The following is a 25,937-nucleotide window of genomic DNA, read 5'->3' as shown; positions in this document are numbered from 1 at the left end:
CTTTCCTTATTCAAACAGAGCTTCAATATCGTTAATCAACTCGCTGGCGGTGATGGCATCGAGCACGAAGAACTGTGCTTCCTGTGTTGAATGACTTCCCCAGCCATAGCTTTCTGCTTTGCCTTCCCATAGCCACAGCTTGCTTAAGAGTTGCTCGGCGCTAAGTTCGGCTGGCGACATACCAACTGCAAAGCCTTCATCGATTTCCATGATTAACGACCAGCGGCCCAGAGGTTTGATCATCCAGCCGATCCAGCCACCATCCTGCGGTTCACCACGCACCCAACCTTTATTCGCCAGTCCCATGACCCGACCGCTCGGGCATTTTCTGCCTGCCCAGCGGGTCAATTCGCTGGCATTGCGCTCGGTTTCTGTCAGGGCGTAACTGTTACGGTCGAGCTGGCGGAACGGCGGTAACAGTTCATAGTCGGCAAAAAGCTGCCCAAAGGCGGCGGCATCCGTCGGTGATATCTCCAGAACGTGAGGAATACCAATAGAGATATCGCCTTCCGGTAAGGTGAAGAGGTCATCGTCAGCGGTGCTGTAGCTGTTATCTTCCGCCACGCGGAAGCACGCCAGTAGCTGGTTTTCGGTGCTATAAACGCCCCAAATCAGACGGCGGGTTAAGTGGCGGACCAGCGGATGCTCAACCAGGAAGAGCTGAAAGTTTTCAGCCGACCAGCGGCGACGAAGGCACATGGCGGATTCCAGCCTTGCTACCTGCTGGGCAGCAACGGTACGCGCATCTTTTTTCAGCAATTTGTAGCGGTTAACAGCATCGTTCGCCTGTGATTCATCATCGCTTTTGTTTGGTTTGGGCAGGTCTTTCAGACGACTGCCGGAAGCGTCACGCACAAACGGTTTTAAGGTTTCATCAAAGCTGACGGTGAACTGGCGTGGGCCGAAATCCAGCAGCAACGAACCGTTATCATCCAGACCGAGATCCGGTGCTAACCGATCTTCAAGCTCCGCCACCGTGAGTTCGCGGCTCTCGGCAATGTTGGCAATTTTTTCTTTTGCCCGCTCCTGTAATGCTTTGAATTTCAGTTTCTGGGCGATGCCGTTAAGCTGCATCAGGGCGATATCGCTGCCGATAGCAGCGAGAATATCCAACCCAACGGTGGCGCGTTTATGCTGGGATTCACCAGGCCAGGCGCGGATTAATGGCGTCAGTTTGCGGGCGGTGTCATCGTTGCCGAGAACACCTAACGCACTGAACGCCCAGCTCTCTTTCGACGGAGCTCCCGCAGTCAGCCAGGCGGTAAACAGATCCCAGGCAAATTCAGCCAGAGAGTCGGCGGTACAGGCATCTTTCACCTGCAATAATCCCGGATACAGAGCCTCTTCCTGAGGGAAGCGGAGCATTTCGCCGAGGTGGAGGAGGGCGCTATCTGGCAGTACCTTGCTGCTATTTTTGAGTTTCGGGCGAGTCCATAATGGAGGTTGATAAAACAACGGTAAAGGGGGGATTTTCGCCGGGTATTTACCCACAGGACTGTTGTCGTTATTTTTATTTTGAATTGCCCAGGGCGGTGAGACTAGTACCATTGGTAGAATTTCTGAGTTTGCAAAATCTTCATTGCGACTATTCAGCAATTGCTGACATTGTTGCAATAAATTTGCCGCTTGCGACGATAATCCGATGACTAATTTTTCGACCAATAAAGGATTTGCATTAAGTAATGAAACCAGCAACGTATGTTTGCGTTTATCATCTTTTTTTACCAATGCTTCGGCTAATGCCGCTATCGTGGCAGAAGGAAAATTTTCGGCACTTTTTATTAGTCGTTCATAACAGCGTTTATTAGTATCGGCGGCTTCGATGAGTGCCGTAATGGCCAACGGATGATTAATACATTTCAGTACGTCACCGCAATTATCTTCTTCAGCATAGGGAGCCAGGCGAGCCAGTGCCGCTATACCTTGCTCCCGTAATACCGTAGCTGACCAACTGGCACCATAGGTGTTAAATACATCAATGTATTGATAGTTCTCCAGTATTTCGAGCGTGAATGGATCTGTCGCTACCAGTTTCAACATTTCAAGTTGTGGAACATCTGCGACCTGGTGTAAACGATGTACGATCTCATGGGCCACTTCGGGTATTTCTGGCATTAAAATGGCAATTAACGGTTGGCGATAGAGTGATATATCTGGTAACGCAACGAGTAATTTTGCAATGCAATTTTGCCATACTTCTTCTTCTGCTAGTGATAAATGTTTACGCAGACGTAAACTAAATTTGTCGTTATTCCTTCTATAACTGTCCTTGCTGCTATCTGCATAATTAATAAAGAAAGTCAAATGTTCATCTTTATAGTCAAAATCGAAATCAATTTGCCACCAGAAGATGACAGTTTCAGTTGCGTATTCGATACCGAAGGTGCTTACAATTTCATCCAGCAACTCGGATGAGGTTTCATCATTCCAGCCCTGACAAAAACAAATTTCCAGTAAGGTCAGCACCGCCATAGTACGTGCAGGTACCTCCAGCTTTTGAGCATTAATTAAGCTAATTGCCTGGTTAATCGCATCAGCCCATTCATCAGAGCATGAGCTGTAATCGAAAGTCAGATTTTTATAATAGTGATAAGTACGATTTGCTAGCCGGGAAATTAAATTTTGTTTCTCGGGTTTGGTCGGTTTTTTTACTGGCTCTCCCGGCCAAAGGCGGTGGCTGAGGGCATGGCGGGCAATATTCGGGGGAAGAATAATGGGATCGTTGTCTGCCAGCCAGGGTAAACCATTAGTTGCTGCCTGGTGATTTATTGAGGCTTTTTCCTCTGTGACCAGGACTTTCTTTGCTGAGGCATCATGTGAGTGAGCGTTAGCGTCTACTTGCTCCACATACCCCTTCTTCACCTTCTCCGTAATCAGCTTCAGTTCCGCTTTTTCCGCCGCCGCAGCATCTGCAAAGCTTTTTATCTGGCTTTGCCCGTTGGTGCCGACCTTACCCCAGTTAATATGCAGCTCGTTTCCCTGCTGCTCAACCGCCCAGAATTTATGTGATTTTTCGTCCTGATAAATATAGGTTTTCATTGTTAAATCCTTTTAATCAAACAGTGATTCAATATCGTTAATCAGCTCGCTGGCGGTGATGTCGTCGAGCGCGGAGAAAGTGAGTGAGGATTGTTTACCGTTGCGATCATAAGAGGCAGTGATTTTTACGCTTTCGACAGGCAGCAGGTCGCTATACCCCGTTTCACCATAAATTAATGAAAAATGTTCTGTTTCAAGTTCGAGAGCGCCATAAGGGGTAGATTTGCGCATCGCATAGATGCTGCCGCTTTCTTCCAGACGTTGCCAGCCTCTGCGTTCCAGCCCGACAATGCGTCCGGCCTGGCAGAGACGTCCGTCCCAGCGTATCAACTCATGGGTATCACGTTCATTATCAGCAAGGTGGTAATAACCACGATCGAGTTGGCGGAACGGAGGAAGTAGTTCGTAATCAGCATAAATTTGCCCAAATGCAGCGGCGGATTCAGGGGAGATTTCCAGCACATGCGGTATACCGATGTTTCCTGCTGGTAACGTGAATAGCTCTTCCTGCGCATCGCTGTAAGTGCTGTCTTCTGCGACCCGGAAGCAGGCAATCAGCGTGTTTTCCTCAGTATATACTCCCCATAACAGCCGTCGGGTTAAGTGACGTACCAGCGGATGCTCCACCAGGAACAGGCGGAACTGCTCTGCCGTCCAGCGTCTGCGCTGGCACATAGCCTGCTCCAGACGATCAATCTGCTGGCTGGCTATGGCGCGTACATCTTTTTTCAACTGTTTGAAGAGATTAACCGCGTCAGTTGCCAGTGTTTTATCATCGCTCTGATTTGGTTTGGGTAAATCTTTCAGAACTTTGCCGTTTGCGTCGCGAACCACGGGTTTCAAGGTTTCGTCAAAACCAACGGTAAATTGACGTGAGCCGAAATCCAGTGTCAGCGAGCCACTGCTATCAAGTCCTAAATCCGGTGCCAGGCGGTCTTCCAGTTCAGCCATAGTCAGCCCACGGTTTTCAGCGACCATGTTGATTTTGTCGCTCGCATGTTCCTGCAATGCGGCGAATTTAATTTTTTGCGCAATGCCATTAAGCAGCATCAGCGCAATATCACTACCGATACTGGCTAACACATCCAGCCCGTAAACCGCGCGTTTATGCTGGGATTCACCCGGCCAGGTGCGGATGAGCGGTGTTAATTTACGCGCGGTGTCGTCATTGCCTAAAATCCCAAGCGAGGTAAATGCCCAGTTTTCTTTTGCGGGTGCGCCAGCTTCTGTCCAGGCGGTATACAGATCCCAGCCAAATTCAGCCAGTGATTCGCGGGTGAAGGTTTCTTTGATGATCGCAAGCCCTGCGTAGGGGGTAATGTCGCGTGGAAAGCTCAACATAGTGCCCAGGTGGCGCATAGCGTCATCTGGCAGAGGCTGGTTGTTACTTTTAAGCCGTGGTCTGCGCCATAAGGTGAACTGATAAAAACCGGGCAGTGGGGCGATTTTTGCAGGATATTCTTCCAGTGGGTCGCTATCAAATAATGTTGCCAGCGCAGCTAAAACATCAGGTTGATTATATCCTTGCGCGATTTCCTCAATAGTTTCTCGCTGGTTTAATTTCACTAGCAGGCGGAGTGCCTGGCGGGCATATTCCCGATTTTGACAGGATTTGCCTAGCGCCAAAGGCAGTAGCCCGGCGGCGGCATGGCGCGGGTTATTTGCCAGCCAATTAGCGGCATCCTTGTAAGCCATTTTTTTCTGTAACCGCTGCGCCATTGGTAAGGCTAGTTCACTGGCCCCAATAAAAAGGGTGAATATCCACAGTCGTTGATGATCTCTTTGCAAGCAAGTCATGAACGCAGGAATGGCAGTACTACCAAAAATCGCCAGAATCTCTTTCTCACCTGAATATCGCTCCTCAATGATTATTTGGTTGAGAAATGAAATCGCCTGTTGTCCCGGTAAGTAACAAAGCGCAGATAGATTCCAGCTTTTGTTTGCATTGTTGTGATATTTCGCAAACTCAGCTTTTAGTGTTGGAAAATCAAAGCGCAACAAGGCATCAACGGCGCTTTGCGGTATATATTTTTTTTCATGCAAGTCATCCTCGCAATGCCGCCATTCATTAAAACCTAATTGCCAAAGGATTTGTTGTTCTGGTGTAAAAGGAATGAAAGATGTCTCCCAACTTTCTTTTTCAATTAGTGGCAGGTCGGTAAATAAGGTTTGCTGGGATGCCTGATATTGCGCGATTTCACTGAATCTGGATATGTCAGTATGACTGATTAACTCTGTAATTCCAGGTGTGATATCCGTGACGGCAGGAACAGGAAGCACAGGTAAATCAAATACGGGTATTACATTTTTCTTTTTATTTATTACCCACGGTGGAGCGACAAACAGCTCCGGCAACATATCCACAGTGGCATATTCACATTCTTCAGCTACTGGCTGCGGACGACATTCAGATAAGATGCCAGCGGCTTTGGCATTCACCCAGGGAATGACGTCGCATACTAACTCTGGCGTGGCGGTAATCAGTTTGACAAGTGCGTTACGCCACTGTGCATCTTCATGTATTGCCAGCAAAGTTGCATAAGCGGCAATAGCCGCAGCGGGATGTTTTTGACAGGCTTTGCTTAAGTATTCCAGGTGCTTTTTCTTGCCAATTACACCGAGGATCAGAATTTGAATCGCATCCGGGTGATTCGTTTTCCATAACCATTTGACAAGATCTTCAGCATTGGCGTGTATGTGAGTGAAAAGGTCCGTGTATTTTACGGGATAGTCGACAGGTAGCTTGAGAAGTATCCGGCTTACACCACGCATTCCATTATTTGCCAGCAACGTAGCCAGATATTTGCGGAAATCATTATATAGCGGAGGGAAACCATATTTTTCCAGGGTGGCCAGGGCAACATCATCGCTTACCATCATACTTAACCAGGTCATCGCCGGAACGTTTTGGTCTGCATAACGTAGCGCCATAGCATTGGCGATATCCGGGCGTTCAGGGATCAATAACGCCGCAAAAGGTTGCCGTGCGGGGGAGAGCGAGGGAATAGCCGCGAGTACTTTATCTACACAGCGTTGCCACTCATCTTCTGAAGCGAGTGAAAGATGATGACATAGACGTTGATGCCAGTTCGGTAGCGATTCTGCTTTGAAATCAGGGGGAATGATGGTGGTGACGTCGGCTTTTACTGGTTTATATTTGAGTTGAAGAGCGAGAAGGGCGATTTCAACGGCACTTTCCAGACCACAGCGAATGACTAAGTCATCGACCAGTTCATCTGTAGAGTAAGAGTTCCATAAACTCCAGAGCAATGCCGCATCAGATTTTATACTTCCTGTTTGTTGATTATTCAGAATTCGCCTTTGTAACTCGGCAAACGCCAGCTGCCAGTTTTCAGGATAAGAGCGGTAATTGTTGTCGGGATCATATGCCCTGGTGTTATTCGCGATGCGCTTCCATATCTCACCGTCTTTGCGCAGATAATTGATCTCCTTGGGGCGAGAGCGATGTGGAAAAGCAAATCGATTAATATCGTCAGTTACCAGAATGACTGCATCATCAGCCAGCCATGGGCGTTTATTTTGACTCACAGGGGGAGTTTTAACTTCAGGAGTGGCTTTGGTGACTGGAGGGATATATACGTTTGCCGAATCGCCTTCCACATAGCCTTTTTTCGTTTTCTCTGCGATCAGCTTCTGTTCCGCTTTTGCCGCCGCAGCAGCATCAGCAAAACTTTTTACCTGGCTTTGCCCGTTGGTGCCGACTTTGCCCCAACTGATATGCAACTCGTTGCCTTGCTGCTCCACCGCCCAAAATTTATGTGATTTTTCGTCCTGATAGATAAAGTGTCTCATTCTGCATCCCTGTAATTTTATCCAGTTGAATGCAGATGCTACCAGTATTTATGCGGGTTAGAGAGAGACAAAATCGCAAGAAAACAACTTTAGGAATTTATAAAGAAAAGGCGCTGTCGATGCAGCGCCTTGAAGGGGGATTATTTCACCTGATGGCCTGGTTTAGCACCAGCATCCGGGCTTAGCAGGAAGATATCTTTCCCGCCAGGACCGGCAGCCATCACCATGCCTTCAGAGATACCAAAGCGCATTTTACGTGGTGCCAGGTTGGCCACCATAATGGTGTGACGACCAATCAGTGCCTGCGGATCCGGGTAAGCAGAACGAATGCCGGAGAAGACATTACGTTTTTCGCCGCCGAGATCCAGCGTCAGGCGCAGCAGTTTGTCAGAACCTTCAACAAACTCTGCGTTTTCAATCAGTGCCACGCGCAGGTCAACTTTGGCGAAGTCGTCAAAGGTGATGGTTTCCTGAATCGGATCATCTGCCAGCGGGCCAGTAACTGGTGCAGCAGTGGCTTTTACTTCCTCTTTGGATGCTTCCACCAGTGCTTCAACCTGTTTCATGTCGATGCGGTTATACAGCGCCTTGAACGGATTCACTTTATGGCCAAGCAGCGGTAGCTGGATACCATCCCAGGTCAGTTCCGTATTCAGGAATGCTTCTGCACGCTCGGTCAGTTTCGGCAGTACCGGCTTCAGGTAAGTCATCAGCACGCGGAACAGGTTGATGCCCATTGAGCAAATCGCCTGCAGGTCAGCATCGCGACCTTCCTGTTTTGCGACTACCCACGGAGCCTGTTCATCGACATAGCGGTTAGCCAGGTCAGCCAGTGCCATGATTTCGCGCACTGCTTTACCAAATTCACGGCTTTCCCACGCTTCACCAATCACTTCAGCGGCATCGGTAAAGGTTTTGTACAGCTCAGGGTCAGCCAGCTCGCTTGCCAGCACACCGTCAAAACGCTTGTTGATAAAGCCCGCATTACGGGAGGCCAGGTTAACCACTTTGTTAACGATATCGGCATTCACGCGCTGAACGAAATCTTCCAGGTTGAGATCGATATCATCAATGCGCGAAGACAGTTTTGCAGTGTAGTAGTAACGCAGGCTGTCGGCGTCAAAATGATTCAGCCAGGTGCTGGCTTTAATAAAGGTGCCGCGAGACTTGGACATTTTCGCGCCGTTCACCGTCACATAGCCGTGAACAAACAGGTTGGTCGGCTTGCGGAAGTTGCTACCTTCCAGCATGGCAGGCCAGAACAGGCTGTGGAAGTAAACAATATCTTTACCGATGAAGTGATACAGCTCGGCGGTGGAATCTTTCTTCCAGTATTCGTCGAAGCTTACGCTGTCGCCGCGCTTGTCGCACAGATTCTTGAATGAACCCATATAGCCAATCGGCGCGTCCAGCCAGACGTAGAAATATTTGCCCGGCGCGTTCGGAATTTCAAAACCGAAGTACGGCGCGTCGCGGGAGATATCCCACTGTTGCAGGCCGGATTCAAACCACTCCTGCATTTTATTTGCCACTTGCTCCTGCAACGCGCCGCTGCGGGTCCATGCCTGCAACATTTCGCTGAAAGAAGGCAGATCAAAGAAGAAGTGTTCGGAATCACGCATTACCGGCGTAGCGCCAGAAACCACCGATTTCGGTTCGATCAATTCAGTCGGGCTATATGTTGCGCCGCAGACTTCGCAGTTATCGCCGTATTGATCAGGTGCTTTACATTTCGGGCAGGTGCCTTTCACAAAACGGTCCGGCAGGAACATGCCTTTTTCCGGATCGTACAACTGAGAGATGGTGCGGTTTTTAATAAAACCGTTCTCTTTCAGGCGGCTGTATATAAGCTCCGACAGCTGACGGTTCTCTTCGCTGTGCGTAGAGTGGTAATTGTCGTAGCTAATGTTAAAGCCTGCGAAATCAGTCTGATGCTCCTGACTCATTTCGCCAATCATCTGCTCCGGTGTGATACCAAGTTGCTGGGCTTTCAGCATGATTGGCGTACCGTGGGCATCGTCGGCGCAGATGAAGTTGACCTCGTGGCCGCGCATTCGCTGGTAACGGACCCAGACATCAGCCTGGATGTGCTCCAGCATATGGCCGAGGTGGATTGAGCCGTTGGCGTACGGCAGTGCGCACGTTACCAGAATTTTCTTCGCGACTTGAGTCATAGTAGGCATTACTTCTTTGTAGTGAAAAGGGCTTAGATAGTACCAAATGGGGCATGGTTACGTAAGTCCTGTGCAAGCATCTTATGATGCATTATTAGGTAAGTACTTAGCTGTTAACTTCAGGTAAACTAATAGCGATAAGTTATCTTTATAAATAAGGAGTCGGGATGAACGAACAATCCCAGGCCAAATCACCAGAAGCCCTGCGCGCAATGGTCGCCGGGACACTGGCCAATTTTCAGCACCCAACCCTCAAGCATAACCTCACTACGCTAAAAGCGTTGCACCATGTTGCCTGGATGGACGACACGTTGCATGTGGAACTGGTTATGCCGTTTGTCTGGCATAGTGCGTTCGAAGATTTAAAAGAGCAATGTAGCGCCGAATTGCTGCGTATCACTGGGGCGAAAGCTATCGACTGGAAACTGTCGCATAACATTGCCACTCTGAAACGCGTGAAGAATCAGCCGGGTATTAACGGCGTGAAGAACATCATTGCGGTCAGTTCCGGCAAAGGCGGCGTGGGTAAATCCTCCACGGCGGTAAACCTGGCGCTGGCACTGGCGGCGGAAGGGGCGAAAGTGGGTATTCTGGATGCCGATATCTACGGCCCATCAATCCCAACCATGCTGGGCGCAGAAAACCAGCGTCCGACGTCACCAGACGGCACCCATATGGCACCGATTATGTCTCATGGCCTGGCAACCAATTCAATTGGTTATCTGGTCACTGACGACAATGCGATGGTATGGCGTGGTCCAATGGCCAGCAAGGCGCTAATGCAGATGTTGCAAGAAACCTTGTGGCCAGACCTCGACTATCTGGTGCTCGACATGCCGCCAGGAACTGGTGACATTCAGCTGACGCTGGCGCAGAACATTCCGGTGACCGGTGCAGTAGTGGTAACAACGCCGCAGGACATCGCGCTGATCGATGCGAAAAAAGGCATCGTGATGTTTGAAAAGGTCGAAGTTCCGGTGCTCGGTATTGTCGAGAATATGAGTGTGCATATTTGCAGTAACTGTGGTCACCATGAGCCGATTTTCGGCACTGGCGGCGCAGAGAAACTGGCAGAGAAATACCACACGCAACTGCTGGGACAGATGCCGTTACACATCTCCTTACGTGAAGATCTCGATAAAGGCACGCCAACGGTTATCAGCCGTCCGGAGAGCGAATTTACCGCTATCTACCGCCAACTGGCAGACCGTGTTGCAGCCCAACTCTACTGGCAGGGCGAAGTCATCCCTGGCGAGATTGCCTTTCGCGCCGTATAACGCGTATTAACCTTTCTGGTTATTCTTCATTCACCGCATCAATGTTAAATTGATGCGGTGAATTTTTTTGCAGCCTTAATAACCCCTTTTTTAATGCTGCGAATATTCAGTGGATCTTAGTCCGAAACTGTACAAAGGCGATTGATTGTGCAAACACTGTCTCTTTATCATCCCTCGTGGCTGTGTAGCGGATGTACAGCTATAGTTTGTTATGCACTCAATCTACCCGGCATAACCTTTACTACAGGGATAACGTTCAATGAATAAGTATTGGTTGTCAGGAGTTTTTTTTCTTGCTTATGGACTAGCATCACCCGCGTTCTCTTCTGATACTGCAACATTAACCATCAATGGCAGGATTAGTTCCCCTACATGCAGTATGGATGTTGTTAATAATCATCTTCAGCAACGTTGTGGGCGGTTGTTACAACGAGTTGAAACCAACTATCGCGCTTCTTCTACTGCAAAAGGCGTTACGACAGAAGTGGTTGCTGTGGGTAATAATGACAAACGTAAAATCGTGTTAAATCGTTACGATTAATTTGGCAACACCGTTTTAAGCATATTTAGAAAGCCAAAATCATTCTCGTGAATGATTTTGGCTTTTTTATTTATTTAATAAATGTTATTTTCGGTAATCAATCAGTTTCAAATATGTTTGTTATATGGAGTTATTTGTTGTGATTATATTGTATTAGTTAATTTGTTTTAAATCAATAAAACAATATGTTTACATTGAAGCAACCTTTTTGGTGTGAGAAATTTGTTTCCAAGAGATACAGACTCTTAACAAAACAAAATAAACCTATTAAGGAACACATTATGAAACGTTCAATTATTGCTGCCGCTGTCTTGTCCTCTGTATTTATGAGTGCTGGTGTATTTGCTGAAGACGTCGACACCGGAACTTTAACCATTAAAGGAAATATTGCTGAATCTCCATGTACATTTGTTGCTGGTGGTGATTCAGTCAGTATTAATATGCCGACTGTACCAACCACTGTATTTGATGGTAAAGCGAAATATTCAACTTATGATGATGCGGTTGGTGTAACCAGCAGTATGCTGAAAATTACTTGTCCGAAGACTATTGATGGCGTAAAACTTTCATTGATCACCAACGAGAAAATTCTTGGTAATGATAAGGCAATATCCAGTAGTAATGACACAGTTGGATACTATCTCTATTTAGGGGATAGCAGTGACGTACTGGATATTTCCGCACCGTTTAATATTGAAAGTTATAAAACTGCTGACGGACAATATGCCATACCGTTTAAGGCAAAATATCTGAAGTTGACTGACAGTGGTGTTGCATCTGGTACTGTTAACTCTTCATTGGTTATGCGTGTTGCCCAGGATTAAACATTTAAAATAATCACCTTGTTTTTTCAGCAACTTAAAATGGCCGCCATATTCATGGCGGTCAGCATAAATATAAGAGGCATTAAGATGAAAGGATTATTATCTTTACTCATCTCTTCTATGATATTTCCTGTGCATGCCGGAATGGTTATTTTCGGGACACGTATCATTTACCCGGCAGAGCAGAAAGAAGTCATGGTACAACTGATGAATCAGGGAAACCGCTCTTCGCTGGTGCAGGTATGGATTGATGATGGTGACACGTCTCTGCCGCCAGAAAAGATTCAGGTTCCTTTCATGTTAACGCCACCAGTAGTGAAAGTAGCGGCCAATTCTGGGCAACAAATAAAAATTAAAATCATGCCTAATAAATTACCTGTTAATAAGGAGAGTATTTTCTATCTAAACGTTCTGGATATTCCACCGAATAGCCCAGAAGATGAAGGAAAGAATGCGTTAAAATTTGCCATGCAAAACAGAATCAAGTTGTTTTACCGACCTGCAGGTGTTGCCCCAGTAAATAAAACGACCTTTAAAAAATTGCGGGTGAGTCGTAGCGGTAATAACGTAGTCATAAAAAATGACTCGCCAAATTGGGTAACGATTTCTGACGTTAAGGCTAATAACGTCAAAGTGAATTATGAAACTATCATGATTGCACCACTAGAAAGTCAGAATGTCAGTGTAAAAAATAATAATACGGATGGCTGGCAACTGACCATTATCGATGATCACGGCAACTATATTAGTGACAAAATTTAATTGCAGGAGCTTCCTATGTTGAGAATGACCCCGCTTGCATCAGCAATAGTTGCGTTATTGCTCGGCATTGAAGCACATGCAACAGAAGAAACATTTGACACCCATTTTATGATGGGCGGAATGAAAGGTGAGCAAGTAACAAATTTGCGTCTTGATGATAATCAGCCTTTACCCGGCCAGTACGACATTGATATTTATGTCAATAAGCAATGGCGTGGAAAATATGAGATTATCGTCAAAGATAACCCAGATGAAACTTGCCTGACGCGTGAAATTGTAAAGCGGTTAGGTATAAATAGCGATAATTTGGCACGCGACAAACAATGCTTAACATTTGAGCAACTTGTACAGGGTGGAAGCTACGCCTGGGATATTGGAATTTTTCGTTTGGATCTTGCTGTCCCACAGGCCTGGGTCGAAGAACTGGAAAATGGTTACGTTCCGCCAGAAAACTGGGAACGGGGAATTAATGCGTTTTATACGTCTTATTATGTAAGTCAGTATTACAGTGACTATAAAGCCTCGGGTAATAGTAAGAGTACCTATGTGCGTTTTAACAGTGGGCTAAATTTGCTGGGATGGCAGCTGCATTCTGACGCCAGTTTTAGCAAAACGGATAATAATCCAGGGGAGTGGAAAAGCAACACACTGTATCTGGAGCGTGGATTTTCTCAAATTCTCGGTACGCTGCGTATTGGTGATATGTACACGTCAGCCGATATATTTGATTCCGTTCGCTTCAGCGGGGTTCGGTTATTTCGTGATATGCAGATGTTGCCAAACTCGAAGCAAAATTTTACCCCACGGGTACAGGGGATTGCTCAGAGTAACGCGTTGGTAACTATTGAACAGAACGGTTTTGTCGTTTATCAGAAAGAGGTTCCACCAGGCCCGTTTTCGATTAGTGATTTGCAGTTAGCGGGAGGAGGTGCGGATCTTGATGTGAGTGTTAAGGAAGCCGATGGATCAGTTACTACATATCTGGTGCCTTATGCGGCAGTACCTAATATGTTGCAACCTGGCGTATCAAAATATGATTTTGCAGCGGGCCGTAGTCATATTGAAGGTGCGAGCAAGCAAAGTGATTTTGTCCAGGCAGGTTATCAGTATGGTTTTAATAACTTATTGACGCTGTATGGCGGCACGATGGTTGCTAATAATTACTACGCGTTTACCCTCGGAACAGGTTGGAACACGCGCATTGGCGCAATTTCAGTCGATGCAACTAAATCGCACAGTAAGCAAGACAATGGTGATGTGTTTGACGGGCAAAGTTATCAAATTGCTTATAACAAATTTTTGAGCCAAACATCGACACGTTTTGGTCTGGCGGCCTGGCGTTATTCGTCGCGTGATTACCGCACGTTTAACGATTATGTGTGGGCAAATAATAAAGATAATTATCGTCGTGATAAAAACGATGTCTATGACATTGCCGATTATTACCAGAATGATTTTGGTCGCAAAAATAGCTTTTCCGCCAATATGAGTCAGTCATTGCCAGAAGGCTGGGGATCTGTGTCATTAAGTACTTTATGGCGTGATTACTGGGGGCGCAGTGGCAGTAGTAAAGATTATCAACTGAGTTATTCCAATAACTGGCAACGGATAAGCTATACCCTCGCGGCAAGTCAGGCGTATGACGAGAATCATCATGAAGAGAAACGTTTTAATATTTTTATATCAATTCCCTTTGATTGGGGTGATGACGTTACGACGCCTCGTCGGCAAATATATATGTCTAACTCAACGACGTTTGATGATCAGGGTTTTGCCTCAAATAATACGGGATTATCAGGAACAGTAGGGAGTCGGGATCAGTTCAATTATGGTGTCAACCTGAGTCATCAACATCAGGGAAATGAAACGACAGCTGGAACGAATTTAACCTGGAACGCGCCGGTGGCAACAGTGAATGGCAGCTATAGTCAGTCGAGTACTTATCGACAGGCTGGAGCCAGTGTTTCAGGGGGCATCGTCGCCTGGTCGGGTGGCGTTAATCTGGCGAACCGTCTTTCCGAAACGTTTGCTGTGATGAATGCGCCAGGAATTAAAGATGCTTATGTCAATGGGCAAAAATATCGCACAACAAACCGTAATGGAGTGGTGGTATACGACGGAATGACACCTTATCGGGAAAATCACCTGATGCTGGATGTGTCGCAAAGCGATAGCGAAGCAGAATTGCGCGGTAACCGGAAAATTGCCGCACCTTATCGCGGCGCGGTTGTACTGGTTGATTTTGATACCGATCAGCGCAAGCCCTGGTTTATAAAAGCGTCAAGAGCGGATGGGCAACCATTAACGTTTGGTTATGAAGTCAATGATATCCATGGTCATAATATTGGCGTTGTCGGCCAGGGAAGCCAGTTATTTATTCGCACCAATGAAGTACCGCCAGCGGTTAATGTGGCAATTGATAAGCAACAAGGGCTTTCATGCACAATCACCTTCGATAAAGAGATTGATGAAAGTAAAAATTATATCTGTCGGTGAGAGGTGGAATATGATTTTCAGAAATGGAATGTTACTAATTTTTATTTTATGGGCTAATTTTACCTGGGCTGGATGTCGTACCACTGCATCATTAAATATTACTGATAGTATTAATGTGGGGGAGATTTTAGCGAATGAGGTTTCCTTTAGTAAAAGTGTTGTGTTTACTGGGATATCTTGTGATACGAGCACGGATAAAATAGTCTATAAAAATATCCAAAGTGATTGGGTTGAAGTCGGGCCTTTTGGTAATGGCGAAAAGTTAAAGGTTAAAATAGAGTCTTTAGGTAAAACCAGTGACACGATTGGGAAATCCAGCAATGCACAGGCAGTATTACCCTATGTGGTTAAAATATCTAAAGGCACACCTGATTTTACTGGAGAAAGAAAACCTACCTGGTTTCTTTCAGATACTGTGATTGCAAATATTGGCGGTGAGTCATCTTCATCCATTGACTTTTGGTTGAGCATTTGTAAGACATTGAAGATTAACTGGTGTGTAAGTTATCTCACCAGTAAACTGGCGGGGGATACATTTACGCTTGGATTAAGTATTTCCTATTATCCTAAAAATACGACCTGTAAGCCTGAAAACACAATAATAAAAGTAGATGATATTGCCTTGTCCCAACTCAGAAGTCAGGGAAAGATTACGGCGAATAGTAAGGAAGGAATAATTACGTTGAAATGTGATAATCTTTTCGGCGACACAAAACAAGCATCGCGGAATATGGTCGTATATCTTTCCAGTAGTGACTTAGTTACAGGAAGCAATACAATTTTGCGCGGCAACATAGATAATGGTGTAGGATTTGTGTTGGATCTAAAAGAACCACCCAAAGGGACTGAAGCAGCCATCAAAATTTCTGCTAGCGGCGATCAGGGCGCGGCGACATCATTATGGAAAACAGATAAACCCGGGGCTTCTTTAAATAGTAATATTATTAATATACCTGTCCTGGCCAGTTACTATGTTTATGATAAAAATAAAGTAAAATCTGGCGCACTACAGGCAACCGCATTAATCAACGTGAAATACGACTAATAACAAGTAAGACGAGCAAGTGGCTAATAATAAAAAATAATAAGGTGTCTGCATTTCCCCCTCTCTCCGAGGGGGCTTTTTTTAGCGATGATAAAAAATCTCACCGTCGTAGGCTTTAATGATTTTTCCGTCGGTATCATTGATCAGCACATATGCACCGCCCATATAGGTCCAGTGGGTTCCGGCGTCAGGTGCGGGCAAGTTACGCAACTGCCACTGCTTAATGTTGTATTCATCGGTACGGTACATTTCTGGTACGGTGTCACCTGGTTTGAAATGCTTGAAGTCAGCAATGAAACTGCTTAACTCATACTTCGAAATTCCCGAGGCATTGGTCGAACCCGCGGTGGCTGGTGCGGCCCATGCTGCGCTGGTTACCAGCAAAAGCGCACCCAGCAACATCTTATTTTTTATGGTCATATACTCTCCACTTTGGGGATCAGTAAAATCAGTCGCATATCTTTCCTGCCATACAATATAACCGACAAGCGATATTTTGTTAGTGATCCCATGATTTCGTAAAAAGTGTAAATGAAAGGATGCAGCAAAAGCATCCTCATTGAGCGAGAAGTGAGCGGAATAAGCTGATTTAAGAATCATCCTGGGCTAAAGGGATAACGAAGCCCAGATGATTGTTTTATCTCATAATACCCATAAAGCCATGCACTCCCATATACAACCCGACTAAGCCAATTAACAGACTGGAAAAATAGGGGGCGCGTTTAGCGAGAGTGTTAAATCCGCTCCAGCGTTTTGCAACCTGCTGAACGCTGATTGCTGCGCCAACGCCTACGGTGACCAGCGTTAATGCCAGGCCGATGCTGAAACTGACGACCAGAGTTGCACCCAATGTGAGGGCTTTCAACTGAATGCAAATCAACAACACTGTTATTGCCGCAGGGCAGGGGATAAGCCCGCCGGTTAAGCCAAACAGCAAAATTTGCCAGTTGGTGACCTCTCTACCATCAAAGCGTCGTTTAATGTCACTGGCATGGGCCAGCGCATGAGCATCCTGATACTCGTCGCTCTGGTCATGTTCGTGATGATGATCATGCTCGTGGTTGTGGTCGTGATGATGGTCATGATGGTGGTGCTCATGCATATTCTCCAGCCAGTTTTGTTCACCTCGCCAGGTGCGCCAGAACATCCAGAACGCGGTGCCAATAATGATCACCGCGGAAATCAACTGAAGCCACGGCTCCGCTGACTGTGCAGTAAAGCGTTTGCTGATCACCATCCCACCAAAAGCAATCAACCAGACTACTGCCGTATGCGAAATGGTTGCCGCCAGTCCAAGCATCACCGCCTGTTTAATGGTGCCTTTAATGGCGATGATAAACGCCGCCATCATCGTTTTTGAGTGTCCTGGCTCCAGACCATGTAGTGCACCAAGTAAGATGGCGCTGGGGATGAAAAACCAGGCGTTTCCTTGCTGAAGAAGAGTTGTAAATTCGGTCATGATAATAATTCTTAGTATTAAGTCGGCGGCCTGATTCTACTCCCCCCCAGTACATGATACTACCCCCCAGTAGATTAATAGTGCTATGATTTTCCATGATCTTGTTAACCAGGTGTTGCCATGTCTCATACCATCCGTGATAAACAGAAACTGAAAGCGCGTGCCAGTAAGATTCAGGGACAGGTTGTTGCGCTCAAGAAAATGCTCGACGAGCCGCACGAATGTGCTGCTGTTCTACAACAGATTGCCGCTATCCGTGGTGCGGTAAACGGCTTGATGCGAGAAGTGATTAAAGGCCATCTGACGGAACACATTGTTCATCAGGGCGATGAATTAAAGCGTGAAGAAGATCTGGATGTCGTTCTGAAAGTGCTGGATTCTTATATCAAATAATTTATTAACGCGATTGTAAAACTGCGGTTTTTCCTCGTTTACAACGCGTGCGCTGGACATTACCATCCTCCTCTGCGATTTATCATCGCAACCAAACGACTCGGGGTGCCCTTCTGCGTGAAGGCTGAGAAATACCCGTATCACCTGATCTGGATAATGCCAGCGTAGGGAAGTCACAGACCATCAGGTCATTGCTTCTTCACGTTATGGCAGGAGCAAACTATGCAAGTCGACCTGCTGAGTCCGGCGCAATCTGCGCACGCGTTACACCTCTTTCACCAACACTCTCCCCTTGTGCACTGCATGACCAATGATGTGGTGCAAACCTTTACTGCCAATACCTTACTGGCGCTCGGTGCATCGCCAGCGATGGTTATCGAAGCCGAAGAGGCCAGTCAGTTTGCGGCTATCGCCAGTGCCTTGTTGATTAACGTAGGCACACTGACGCAGCCACGTGCGCAGGCGATGCGTGCTGCCGTTGAGCAGGCAACACGATCACAAACGCCCTGGACGCTTGATCCGGTTGCGGTTGGTGCACTCGATTATCGCCGCCGTTTTTGTCTGGAACTTTTATCTTTTAAACCGACAGCGATACGTGGTAATGCTTCGGAAATCATGGCATTAGCTGGCATTGCTAATGGTGGACGTGGTGTGGATACCACTGACGCCGCAGCTAACGCGATACCTGCTGCACAAATACTGGCACGGGAAACTGGCGCAGTCGTCGTGGTCACTGGCGAGGTAGATTATGTTACCGATGGTCGTCGCACCGTTGGCATTCACGGCGGCGATCCGTTAATGACCAAAGTGGTAGGAACTGGCTGTGCATTATCGGCGGTTGTCGCTGCCTGTAGTGCGTTACCAGGCGATACGCTGGGAAATGCCGCATCTGCCTGTCACTGGATGAAACAAGCCGGAGAACGCGCCGTCGCCAGAAGCGAGGGGCCAGGCAGTTTTGTTCCACATTTCCTTGATGCGCTCTGGCAGCTGACGCAGGAGGTGCAGGCATGAAACGAATTAACGCTCTGACGATTGCCGGTACTGATCCGAGTGGTGGTGCGGGGATTCAGGCCGATCTTAAAACCTTCTCGGCACTTGGCGCTTATGGTTGCTCAGTTATTACTGCACTGGTGGCGCAAAACACCCGTGGCGTACAGTCGGTGTATCGCATTGAGCCTGATTTTGTCGCCGCCCAGCTCGATTCGGTGTTCAGCGATGTGCGAATCGACACCACTAAAATCGGTATGTTGGCGGAAACCGATATTGTTGAAGCGGTGGCAGAACGGTTGCAACGTTATCAGATCCAAAACGTGGTACTCGACACCGTTATGCTGGCAAAAAGTGGCGATCCACTGCTTTCACCTTCGGCGGTTGCCACGCTGCGCGGTCGATTATTGCCACAGGTTTCATTAATAACGCCAAACTTGCCCGAAGCTGCTGCCTTGCTCGACGCGCCACACGCGCGTAACGAACAGGAAATGCTGGAACAGGGACGTGAATTATTGGCGATGGGCTGTGGCGCAGTGCTGATGAAAGGCGGTCATCTGGATGATGAGCAAAGCCCGGACTGGCTGTTTACTCGTGAGGGAGAACAACGATTTACTGCACCGCGCATTATGACCAAAAACACCCACGGCACTGGTTGTACGCTCTCAGCGGCGCTGGCTGCACTACGCCCGCGCCATACAAACTGGGCTGACACCGTACAGGAGGCAAAAAGCTGGCTTTCTGCGGCGTTAGCGCAGACAGACACGCTGGAAGTTGGCCACGGGATTGGTCCGGTTCACCACTTTCACGCCTGGTGGTGAGCACCGTAGTATAGCTGCTTTGGTTATTGTCAGTCTTTGGCGCTGACATTCAGGGATGAAACCAATGCAGCTAAGAATCGGCAGTCGAAAAAATTTCACCGCTTTGATATGCGCTCTGGGGCTAATTTCCATCGTTGCGATTCATCCCCGTCAGACGGTGAATTTTTTCTATTCGACAGCAATTCAGATTAAAGACTACATCCACTTTTATGGTTATCGCCCGGTCAAATCTTTTGCTATTCGTATCCCTGCCAATTACACCATTCATGGTATTGATGTTTCACGCTGGCAGGAGCGGATCGACTGGCAGCGTGTAGCAAAAATGCGCGACAACGGTATTCGCTTGCAATTTGCCTTTATCAAGGCGACGGAAGGCGAAAAGCTGGTGGACCCGTATTTTTCGCGTAACTGGCAACTAAGCCGCGAAAATGGCCTGCTGCGCGGGGCGTATCACTATTTTTCTCCGTCGGTATCCGCTTCAGTTCAGGCCAGATTATTTCTGCAAACAGTGGATTTTGCCCACGGCGATTTCCCTGCCGTGCTGGACGTAGAAGAGCGAGGAAAATTATCGGCAAAAGAATTACGCAAACGGGTAAGTCAGTGGCTAAAAATGGTCGAAAAAAGCACGGGAAAAAAGCCGATTATTTACTCCGGAGCCGTGTTTTATCACACGAATCTGGCGGGGTATTTCAATGAGTATCCGTGGTGGGTGGCGCACTATTATCAACGTCGTCCGGACAATGACGGCATGGCCTGGCGCTTCTGGCAGCATTCCGACCGTGGACAGGTAGATGGCATTAATGGTCCGGTGGATTTTAATGTGTTTAATGGCAAGGCGGAGGAGTTGCAGGCTTTCGTTGATGGCATTAAAGAAACGCCTTAAATAACCAGCAGTGATATACTCCTACCAGACTCCCCGGCAGGAAAAAGACAAATGGAACAAGCGCATACCCAGCTTATCGCTCAACTGAATGAGCGTATTTTAGCGGCGGACAACACGCCGCTTTATATTAAGTTTGCCGAAACGGTAAAAAATGCCGTGCGCAGCGGGGTGCTGGAACATGGCAATATTTTACCCGGCGAGCGTGATTTAAGTCAGTTAACCGGCGTTTCGCGTATTACGGTGCGCAAGGCGATGCAGGCGCTGGAAGAAGAGGGCGTGGTGACACGTTCGCGTGGCTACGGCACGCAGATCAACAACATCTTTGAATACTCGTTGAAAGAAGCGCGAGGATTTTCTCAACAGGTGGTGTTGCGCGGGAAAAAGCCCGATACGCTGTGGGTTAACAAGCGAGTGGTTAAATGCCCTGAAGAGGTGGCGCAGCAACTGGCGGTCGAAGCGGGCAGTGATGTCTTTTTGCTTAAGCGTATTCGCTATGTCGATGAAGACGCGGTATCCATTGAGGAATCGTGGGTTCCGGCGCATTTAATTCATGATGTTGATGCCATCGGAATTTCTCTTTATGACTATTTCCGCAGCCAGCACATTTACCCACAACGTACGCGTTCCCGCGTTAGCGCCCGAATGCCGGATGCTGAGTTTCAGTCACATATTCAGTTAGATAGCAAAATACCGGTGCTGGTGATCAAGCAAGTGGCGCTTGACCAACAGCAACGGCCTATTGAGTACAGCATCAGCCACTGTCGCAGCGATCTATACGTTTTTGTGTGCGAGGAGTAGTTCCTCGCGCGTTGGCGCACAATCACCGCCGCGATGCCCGACAACCCACGATGCCACTGCATTGCCCAGTAATACGGCATCCGCCAGTGGCAGACCAGAGGCCAGCCCGGCAAGTACGCCACCTGCATGACTGTCGCCCGCACCAATGGTGTCTACAACTTGCGTTGGAAATGCGGGAGCGCAGCCTGACGTGTTGTCGCTGAAATACCAGGCACCTTCTTTATCGAGACGAACGATCAACGACGCGGCAAATTTCTCCTGCCATTGCTTGCCAAGCGTTGTTATCTCTGCGGATAAAGCAAAACGTTCGGCGGCAATCTCAGCCTCTTGACGATTGAGTGACACGACAGGTCGACAGGCCATGATCCGCGCAAGTAATGCATCCGGGATATCGCCAATACGTGGGCCAAAATCGATAAACGGCGTCACGTTTTTCAGCCCTTCCAGCCATTCCACTAACAATTCGCCGCAGGGCGAGGCCAGTTGATAACCGGAAAAATAGAGCAGGCTGCCAGGCGCAACGGTTAATCGCGCCAGCCATTGGCGATTCCACTGATTTTCCACACCACTGAACGACATAAACGTGCGTTCACCATCCGGCTCAACCAGCGCCAGACACCATCCGTTATCGCCTTCGGCGTTATCGATCAGGCTGATTAACCCCTCTTTCGCCATCCGGTTGCGAATAATCTCCGCCCACACGCCCTGACCGAGCGGCAGGGCATTACCCGCTTCGATGCCGAGGCGCTTTAACGCCACGGCAATATTCAGTGCGCAGCCGCCAACGTTAACGCTCTGCTGTTTCAGTTCGATATCGCACCCACGCCAGGGCAGAGCGTAAGCGTCGGCGATCACATCAATGACCGCCGCGCCGACGACCATCACCGGCTGACGCGTGGTTAATTCAGGCAGCAGCGTGTGTAATCGAGCGCCGCTCATACCGCCTCCCGTTGTTGGCGATATTTCGCCAGCGCTGTGGCATAGCGGTTGAAATCAAGCTGATTTACCGCATCCAGTTCCGCCTTTAACGCAGGATCGATAGCGTTAACGCCATGCAACGCGCCGCAAATTGCCGTTGCCATGGCGCCGATGGTGTCTGTGTCGCCGCCAAGATTGGCACACAGGACGGCGCAACGGTTCGGATCGGTTTGTGCCAGCTCAACCAGCGCAATGGCGCACGGCACGGACTCAATGGTGCTGGTGCCTGCGCCAACGACCTGATAAAGCTGTTCGCTGGCGGATTCGGTGCCGTCTGCATTGCGCACAATTTTCAGTGCAATCTCCAGCCGCGCCGCCAGTGAGGCGCTGAACGTGGTGATGCGTTTTTGCTGTGCATGTCGCGCAATTGAAGGCAGGGAATCAACAATCGTTGACCAGCTTTCTCCGTCAATGGCACGAGAAATTGCCCACGCGATGACTACCGCACCTGCAACCGCCAGATCGGATTTATGGGTCGGGCTGGACGCCAGCGCCACATCATCAATAAAGGAATCAACATCACGCGCCGGAAGTAAACACCCCAATGGTGAGACGCGCATCGCCGCACCGTTAGTCACGCCGTTGTTTTCCAGTTCAGCCACGGGTTTACCGTCGCGAATGGCGTTAAGCGCAATCTTCGAGGTCGGACCTAGCACGTTTTTGTTGAAGGCGTCGAAACGCAGCGCCCAGTCGAGAATATTACGCCCAATCAGATTCGGATCGATCTTGCCTTCACGTTCCAGCAACGCATCCGCCAGACACAGCGCCATTGAGGTATCGTCGGTGAATTCGGCGCGGTTAAAATAACAGGCCGCGTTATTCTCCTTTGGTCCAGGCAGAAAACGGTCAATCCAGCCAAAGTGTGCTTTAACGCGGCTGCGTGGCCAAAGCTCGGAGGGCATCCCCATCGCATCCCCTAACGCCTGCCCGTAAAGAGCACCGAGAATACGTTCTGTTTTCATTTAACTTCCCCTTGTGTCAACGCAATATCGCGATCATCGACCTTGATAGCCGTAATTTCGCTGTCGGATTCGCGGAAAAAAATCATGAACAGCACGGCGATAATGGCAATCATCACCGCGCCAAAAGTCCACATCCCGGCCCAGTTGAAGGTCAGCCCGTTTACCGGTTCCTGATAAGCAAACATCTTCTCCATCATCACGCCGCCAAGACGATAACCGAGCAAACTGCCGAAGCCCTGGCAGCAGAGCGTGATCAGCCCCTGCGCGGCGGTACGCATATGCACGGGGGCTTTTTTATCGACATAGATGTAGGCGGTAACGTAGTAAAAATCGTAACTTACGCCGTGCAGCAAAATGCCGAGGAACAGTAACGCGTAGGTAAAATATTCATCCGCACTACCGTAAATAAAGAAGCCATAACGGATCGCAGCGGTGACCAGACCAAGCAATAATACCTTTTTGATACCAAAGCGTTTGGTGAAAAACGGCAATGCCAGCATAAAGAAGATTTCAGAGAACTGGCCGAGCGTCATCCAGCCGGTGGCGTTTTTCATGCCGACTTCAGTCAGATAACCGTTGGCAAAGATGTAATAGAACGCCAGTGGCATCGCAAACAGGAATGAACAGAAGAAAAAGACGAGGAAATTTTTATCGCGCAGCAGGATCAGCGCATCCAGGCCGAGCATGACTTTAATGTCCATTTTGCCGGTGCTTTTTGGCGGAGTGTCTGGCAGGAATAAGGCAAACGCACCGAGCAATGCGGAGCTTCCTGCGGTAATTAACAGCGGAATATTGGTCGGTGAGATATCGTCATATCCCAGCATCTGAGGCAGGAATCCGCAGACCAGGCCAGAGGCAATCCAGCCTATAGTCCCCAGTACGCGAATGCGCGGAAAATCACGCTCCACATCCGGCACGTTAGCAAACGCGATGCTGTTAGTCAGCGCAATGGTCGGCATATAGGTCAGTGAGTAGGCCAGCAGTAACGGGAAGAACCCGGCAAAGGTGGTCTGTTGCGCGGCGAAATACATCAGCACCGCACCGGCGAACATCAATACCGCCAGCACTTTCTGCGCCGAGAAAAAGCGGTCAGTGATGGAGCCAACCAGAATCGGTGACAGTATCGCCGCAATGGCGGTACATGCATAGGACCAGCCAATTTCTCCGGCACTGAAACCGCTTTTACTTAGCCACAGCCACAATGGCACAAACCACGCGCCCCAGATAAACCATTCAACAAACATCATGAACGACAGCTTTGCTGTTGTTTTCATCTTTTAATTCCTTCATGACAGGTAATGTAAGGTACGCGCTGACAATACCACTTAACAATACCTTTTAAATACCTTTGCGGTGAAAACTTGACCGCTGTAACACTTTTTCTGATGAATCGTGCCAACAGAAAACGCTGAAAAAACAGCCGAAAGATGGAAAAACTCGTCCGTAACGACCAGGATTATGATTGCCCGCAAAAGGTGGGCCAGGACAATCCATAGCCGATATCCAATCGGAATTTACGGGAGCATAGTAATGACAGATATTGCGCAGTTGCTTGGCAAAGACGCCGACAACCTTTTACAGCACCGTTGTATGACTATTCCTTCTGACCAGCTTTATCTCCCCGGACATGATTACGTAGACCGCGTGATGATTGACAATAATCGTCCGCCAGCGGTGTTACGTAATATGCAGACGTTGTACAACACCGGGCGTCTGGCTGGCACAGGATATCTTTCTATTCTGCCGGTTGACCAGGGCGTCGAGCACTCTGCCGGAGCTTCATTTGCCGCTAACCCGCTCTACTTTGACCCGAAGAACATTGTGGAACTGGCGATCGAAGCGGGCTGCAACTGTGTGGCGTCAACTTACGGCGTGCTGGCGTCGGTGTCGCGGCGTTACGCGCACCGCATTCCATTCCTCGTCAAACTTAATCACAACGAGACGCTAAGTTACCCGAACACCTACGATCAAACGCTGTATGCCAGCGTAGAGCAGGCGTTCAATATGGGCGCGGTGGCGGTTGGCGCGACCATCTATTTTGGCTCGGAAGAGTCACGTCGCCAGATTGAAGAAATTTCTGCGGCTTTTGAACGTGCGCACGAGCTGGGCATGGTGACAGTGCTGTGGGCCTATTTGCGTAACTCTGCCTTTAAGAAAGATGGCGTTGATTACCATGTTTCCGCCGACCTGACCGGCCAGGCGAACCATCTGGCGGCGACCATCGGTGCAGATATCGTCAAACAAAAAATGGCGGAAAATAACGGCGGCTATAAAGCGATTAATTACGGTTACACCGACGATCGCGTGTACAGCAAACTGACCAGCGAAAACCCGATTGATCTGGTGCGTTATCAGTTAGCTAACTGCTATATGGGGCGCGCAGGGTTGATTAACTCCGGCGGCGCTGCGGGCGGTGAAACTGACCTTAGTGATGCGGTGCGTACTGCGGTCATCAACAAACGCGCTGGCGGAATGGGGCTGATTCTCGGCCGTAAAGCGTTTAAGAAATCAATGGCTGACGGCGTGAAACTGATTAACGCCGTGCAGGACGTTTATCTCGATAGCAAAATTACTATCGCCTGATACGCTTCATACGAACAGCACTGCCCCGTAGGACGGATAAGGCGTTTACGCCGCATCCGGCAACCTGTGCCTGATGCGACGCTGAAGCGTCTTATCATGCCT

At 48.4% G+C, this 25,937-nt stretch carries 19 protein-coding genes, 2 pseudogenes and 1 riboswitch; of the genes and pseudogenes, 12 read left to right on the top strand and 9 right to left on the bottom strand.

Translation table 11 applies throughout. The features are described 5' to 3' along the window. Positions 1-6: 6 nt before the first annotated feature. From D9597_RS05780 to metG, 4 genes and pseudogenes are all read right to left on the bottom strand, one after another. Positions 7-3,039, bottom strand: coding sequence for a WGR and DUF4132 domain-containing protein (locus D9597_RS05780; RefSeq protein ID WP_130221855.1), 3,033 nt, complete (start codon positions 3,037-3,039; stop codon positions 7-9). A 12-nt stretch (positions 3,040-3,051) separates the two neighbouring features. Beyond that, positions 3,052-4,128, bottom strand: a pseudogene (locus D9597_RS23570) (DUF4132 domain-containing protein); the annotation flags it as partial. Between the two features lie 2,580 nt (positions 4,129-6,708). Continuing rightward, positions 6,709-6,852: pseudogene (locus D9597_RS23565) on the bottom strand (WGR domain-containing protein); the annotation flags it as partial. A 140-nt stretch (positions 6,853-6,992) separates the two neighbouring features. Beyond that, on the bottom strand, positions 6,993-9,026 hold the full coding sequence (metG, locus tag D9597_RS05770; protein ID WP_130221853.1) for a methionine--tRNA ligase: 2,034 nt from the start codon (positions 9,024-9,026) through the stop codon (positions 6,993-6,995). Between the two features lie 167 nt (positions 9,027-9,193). On the opposite strand from metG, the gene apbC reads away from it, so the two are divergent. From apbC to D9597_RS05740, 6 genes are all read left to right on the top strand, one after another. Further along, positions 9,194-10,303, top strand: a complete 1,110-nt coding sequence (gene apbC / locus D9597_RS05765) for an iron-sulfur cluster carrier protein ApbC (RefSeq protein WP_130217182.1) — start codon at positions 9,194-9,196, stop codon at positions 10,301-10,303. A 259-nt stretch (positions 10,304-10,562) separates the two neighbouring features. Continuing rightward, positions 10,563-10,844, top strand: coding sequence for a DUF2574 family protein (locus D9597_RS05760; protein WP_130217184.1), 282 nt, complete (start codon positions 10,563-10,565; stop codon positions 10,842-10,844). Positions 10,845-11,125: 281 nt separating this feature from the next. Continuing rightward, positions 11,126-11,668, top strand: coding sequence for a fimbrial protein (locus tag D9597_RS05755; protein ID WP_130217186.1), 543 nt, complete (start codon positions 11,126-11,128; stop codon positions 11,666-11,668). Positions 11,669-11,755: 87 nt separating this feature from the next. Then, positions 11,756-12,430, top strand: coding sequence for a fimbria/pilus periplasmic chaperone (locus D9597_RS05750; RefSeq protein WP_130217188.1), 675 nt, complete (start codon positions 11,756-11,758; stop codon positions 12,428-12,430). Positions 12,431-12,445: 15 nt separating this feature from the next. Next, entirely contained in the window at positions 12,446-14,926 is a 2,481-nt protein-coding gene (locus D9597_RS05745) for a fimbrial biogenesis outer membrane usher protein (protein WP_130221852.1), read from the top strand. 10 nt (positions 14,927-14,936) lie between these two features. Then, positions 14,937-15,971, top strand: coding sequence for a fimbrial protein (locus D9597_RS05740; protein WP_130222027.1), 1,035 nt, complete (start codon positions 14,937-14,939; stop codon positions 15,969-15,971). 81 nt (positions 15,972-16,052) lie between these two features. On the opposite strand, the gene rcnB is transcribed toward D9597_RS05740, so the two are convergent. After that, positions 16,053-16,391, bottom strand: coding sequence for a Ni(II)/Co(II) efflux transporter accessory subunit RcnB (gene rcnB, locus D9597_RS05735; RefSeq protein WP_000153060.1), 339 nt, complete (start codon positions 16,389-16,391; stop codon positions 16,053-16,055). Between the two features lie 217 nt (positions 16,392-16,608). Further along, positions 16,609-17,430, bottom strand: a complete 822-nt coding sequence (locus D9597_RS05730; RefSeq protein ID WP_130221851.1) for a nickel/cobalt efflux protein RcnA — start codon at positions 17,428-17,430, stop codon at positions 16,609-16,611. Between the two features lie 120 nt (positions 17,431-17,550). Here D9597_RS05730 and rcnR point away from each other — a divergent pair, with 120 nt between their 5' ends. The 5 genes from rcnR to D9597_RS05705 all read left to right on the top strand — a co-directional run bounded on the left by rcnR (position 17,551) and on the right by D9597_RS05705 (position 21,312). Then, positions 17,551-17,823, top strand: coding sequence for a Ni(II)/Co(II)-binding transcriptional repressor RcnR (rcnR, locus tag D9597_RS05725; RefSeq protein WP_000019944.1), 273 nt, complete (start codon positions 17,551-17,553; stop codon positions 17,821-17,823). 91 nt (positions 17,824-17,914) lie between these two features. Then, positions 17,915-18,011, top strand: a riboswitch (TPP riboswitch). A 34-nt stretch (positions 18,012-18,045) separates the two neighbouring features. Next, positions 18,046-18,834 (top strand): hydroxyethylthiazole kinase, encoded by a 789-nt coding sequence (gene thiM / locus D9597_RS05720; protein WP_130221850.1) that lies wholly within the window; start codon positions 18,046-18,048, stop codon positions 18,832-18,834. After that, the gene (gene thiD / locus D9597_RS05715) at positions 18,831-19,631 is read left to right on the top strand and encodes a bifunctional hydroxymethylpyrimidine kinase/phosphomethylpyrimidine kinase (RefSeq protein WP_130221849.1); all 801 of its coding nucleotides are present in this window, start codon (positions 18,831-18,833) and stop codon (positions 19,629-19,631) included. The genes thiM and thiD overlap by 4 nt, the downstream gene beginning before the upstream one ends. A gap of 64 nt (positions 19,632-19,695) precedes the next feature. Continuing rightward, positions 19,696-20,514: a glycoside hydrolase family 25 protein gene (locus D9597_RS05710; protein ID WP_130221848.1), complete on the top strand. Its 819-nt coding sequence runs from the start codon at positions 19,696-19,698 to the stop codon at positions 20,512-20,514. 51 nt (positions 20,515-20,565) lie between these two features. After that, a complete protein-coding gene (locus D9597_RS05705; protein ID WP_000434032.1) occupies positions 20,566-21,312 on the top strand; it encodes a GntR family transcriptional regulator in 747 nt (248 codons plus the stop codon). On the opposite strand, the gene D9597_RS05700 is transcribed toward D9597_RS05705, so the two are convergent. From D9597_RS05700 to D9597_RS05690, 3 genes are read right to left on the bottom strand one after another with little or no spacing between them, the layout of a single operon-like run. Further along, positions 21,286-22,251, bottom strand: coding sequence for a carbohydrate kinase family protein (locus tag D9597_RS05700; RefSeq protein ID WP_130221847.1), 966 nt, complete (start codon positions 22,249-22,251; stop codon positions 21,286-21,288). The genes D9597_RS05705 and D9597_RS05700 overlap by 27 nt on opposite strands. Beyond that, entirely contained in the window at positions 22,248-23,252 is a 1,005-nt protein-coding gene (locus tag D9597_RS05695; RefSeq protein ID WP_130221846.1) for an ADP-ribosylglycohydrolase family protein, read from the bottom strand. The genes D9597_RS05700 and D9597_RS05695 overlap by 4 nt, the downstream gene beginning before the upstream one ends. Then, the gene (locus D9597_RS05690) at positions 23,249-24,526 is read right to left on the bottom strand and encodes a nucleoside permease (protein ID WP_130206976.1); all 1,278 of its coding nucleotides are present in this window, start codon (positions 24,524-24,526) and stop codon (positions 23,249-23,251) included. The genes D9597_RS05695 and D9597_RS05690 overlap by 4 nt, the downstream gene beginning before the upstream one ends. Positions 24,527-24,782: 256 nt before the next feature. Between D9597_RS05690 and fbaB the strand changes: the two genes are divergently transcribed. Further along, the gene (gene fbaB / locus D9597_RS05685; RefSeq protein ID WP_000129551.1) at positions 24,783-25,835 is read left to right on the top strand and encodes a class I fructose-bisphosphate aldolase; all 1,053 of its coding nucleotides are present in this window, start codon (positions 24,783-24,785) and stop codon (positions 25,833-25,835) included. Positions 25,836-25,937: the final 102 nt, after the last annotated feature.

The organism is Escherichia sp. E13S3 (assembly GCF_004212325.1).
GTDB lineage: Bacteria > Pseudomonadota > Gammaproteobacteria > Enterobacterales > Enterobacteriaceae > Escherichia.
The sequence above is the reverse complement of the archived record's forward strand: the minus strand, read 5'-3'. Positions and strand labels throughout refer to the sequence as shown.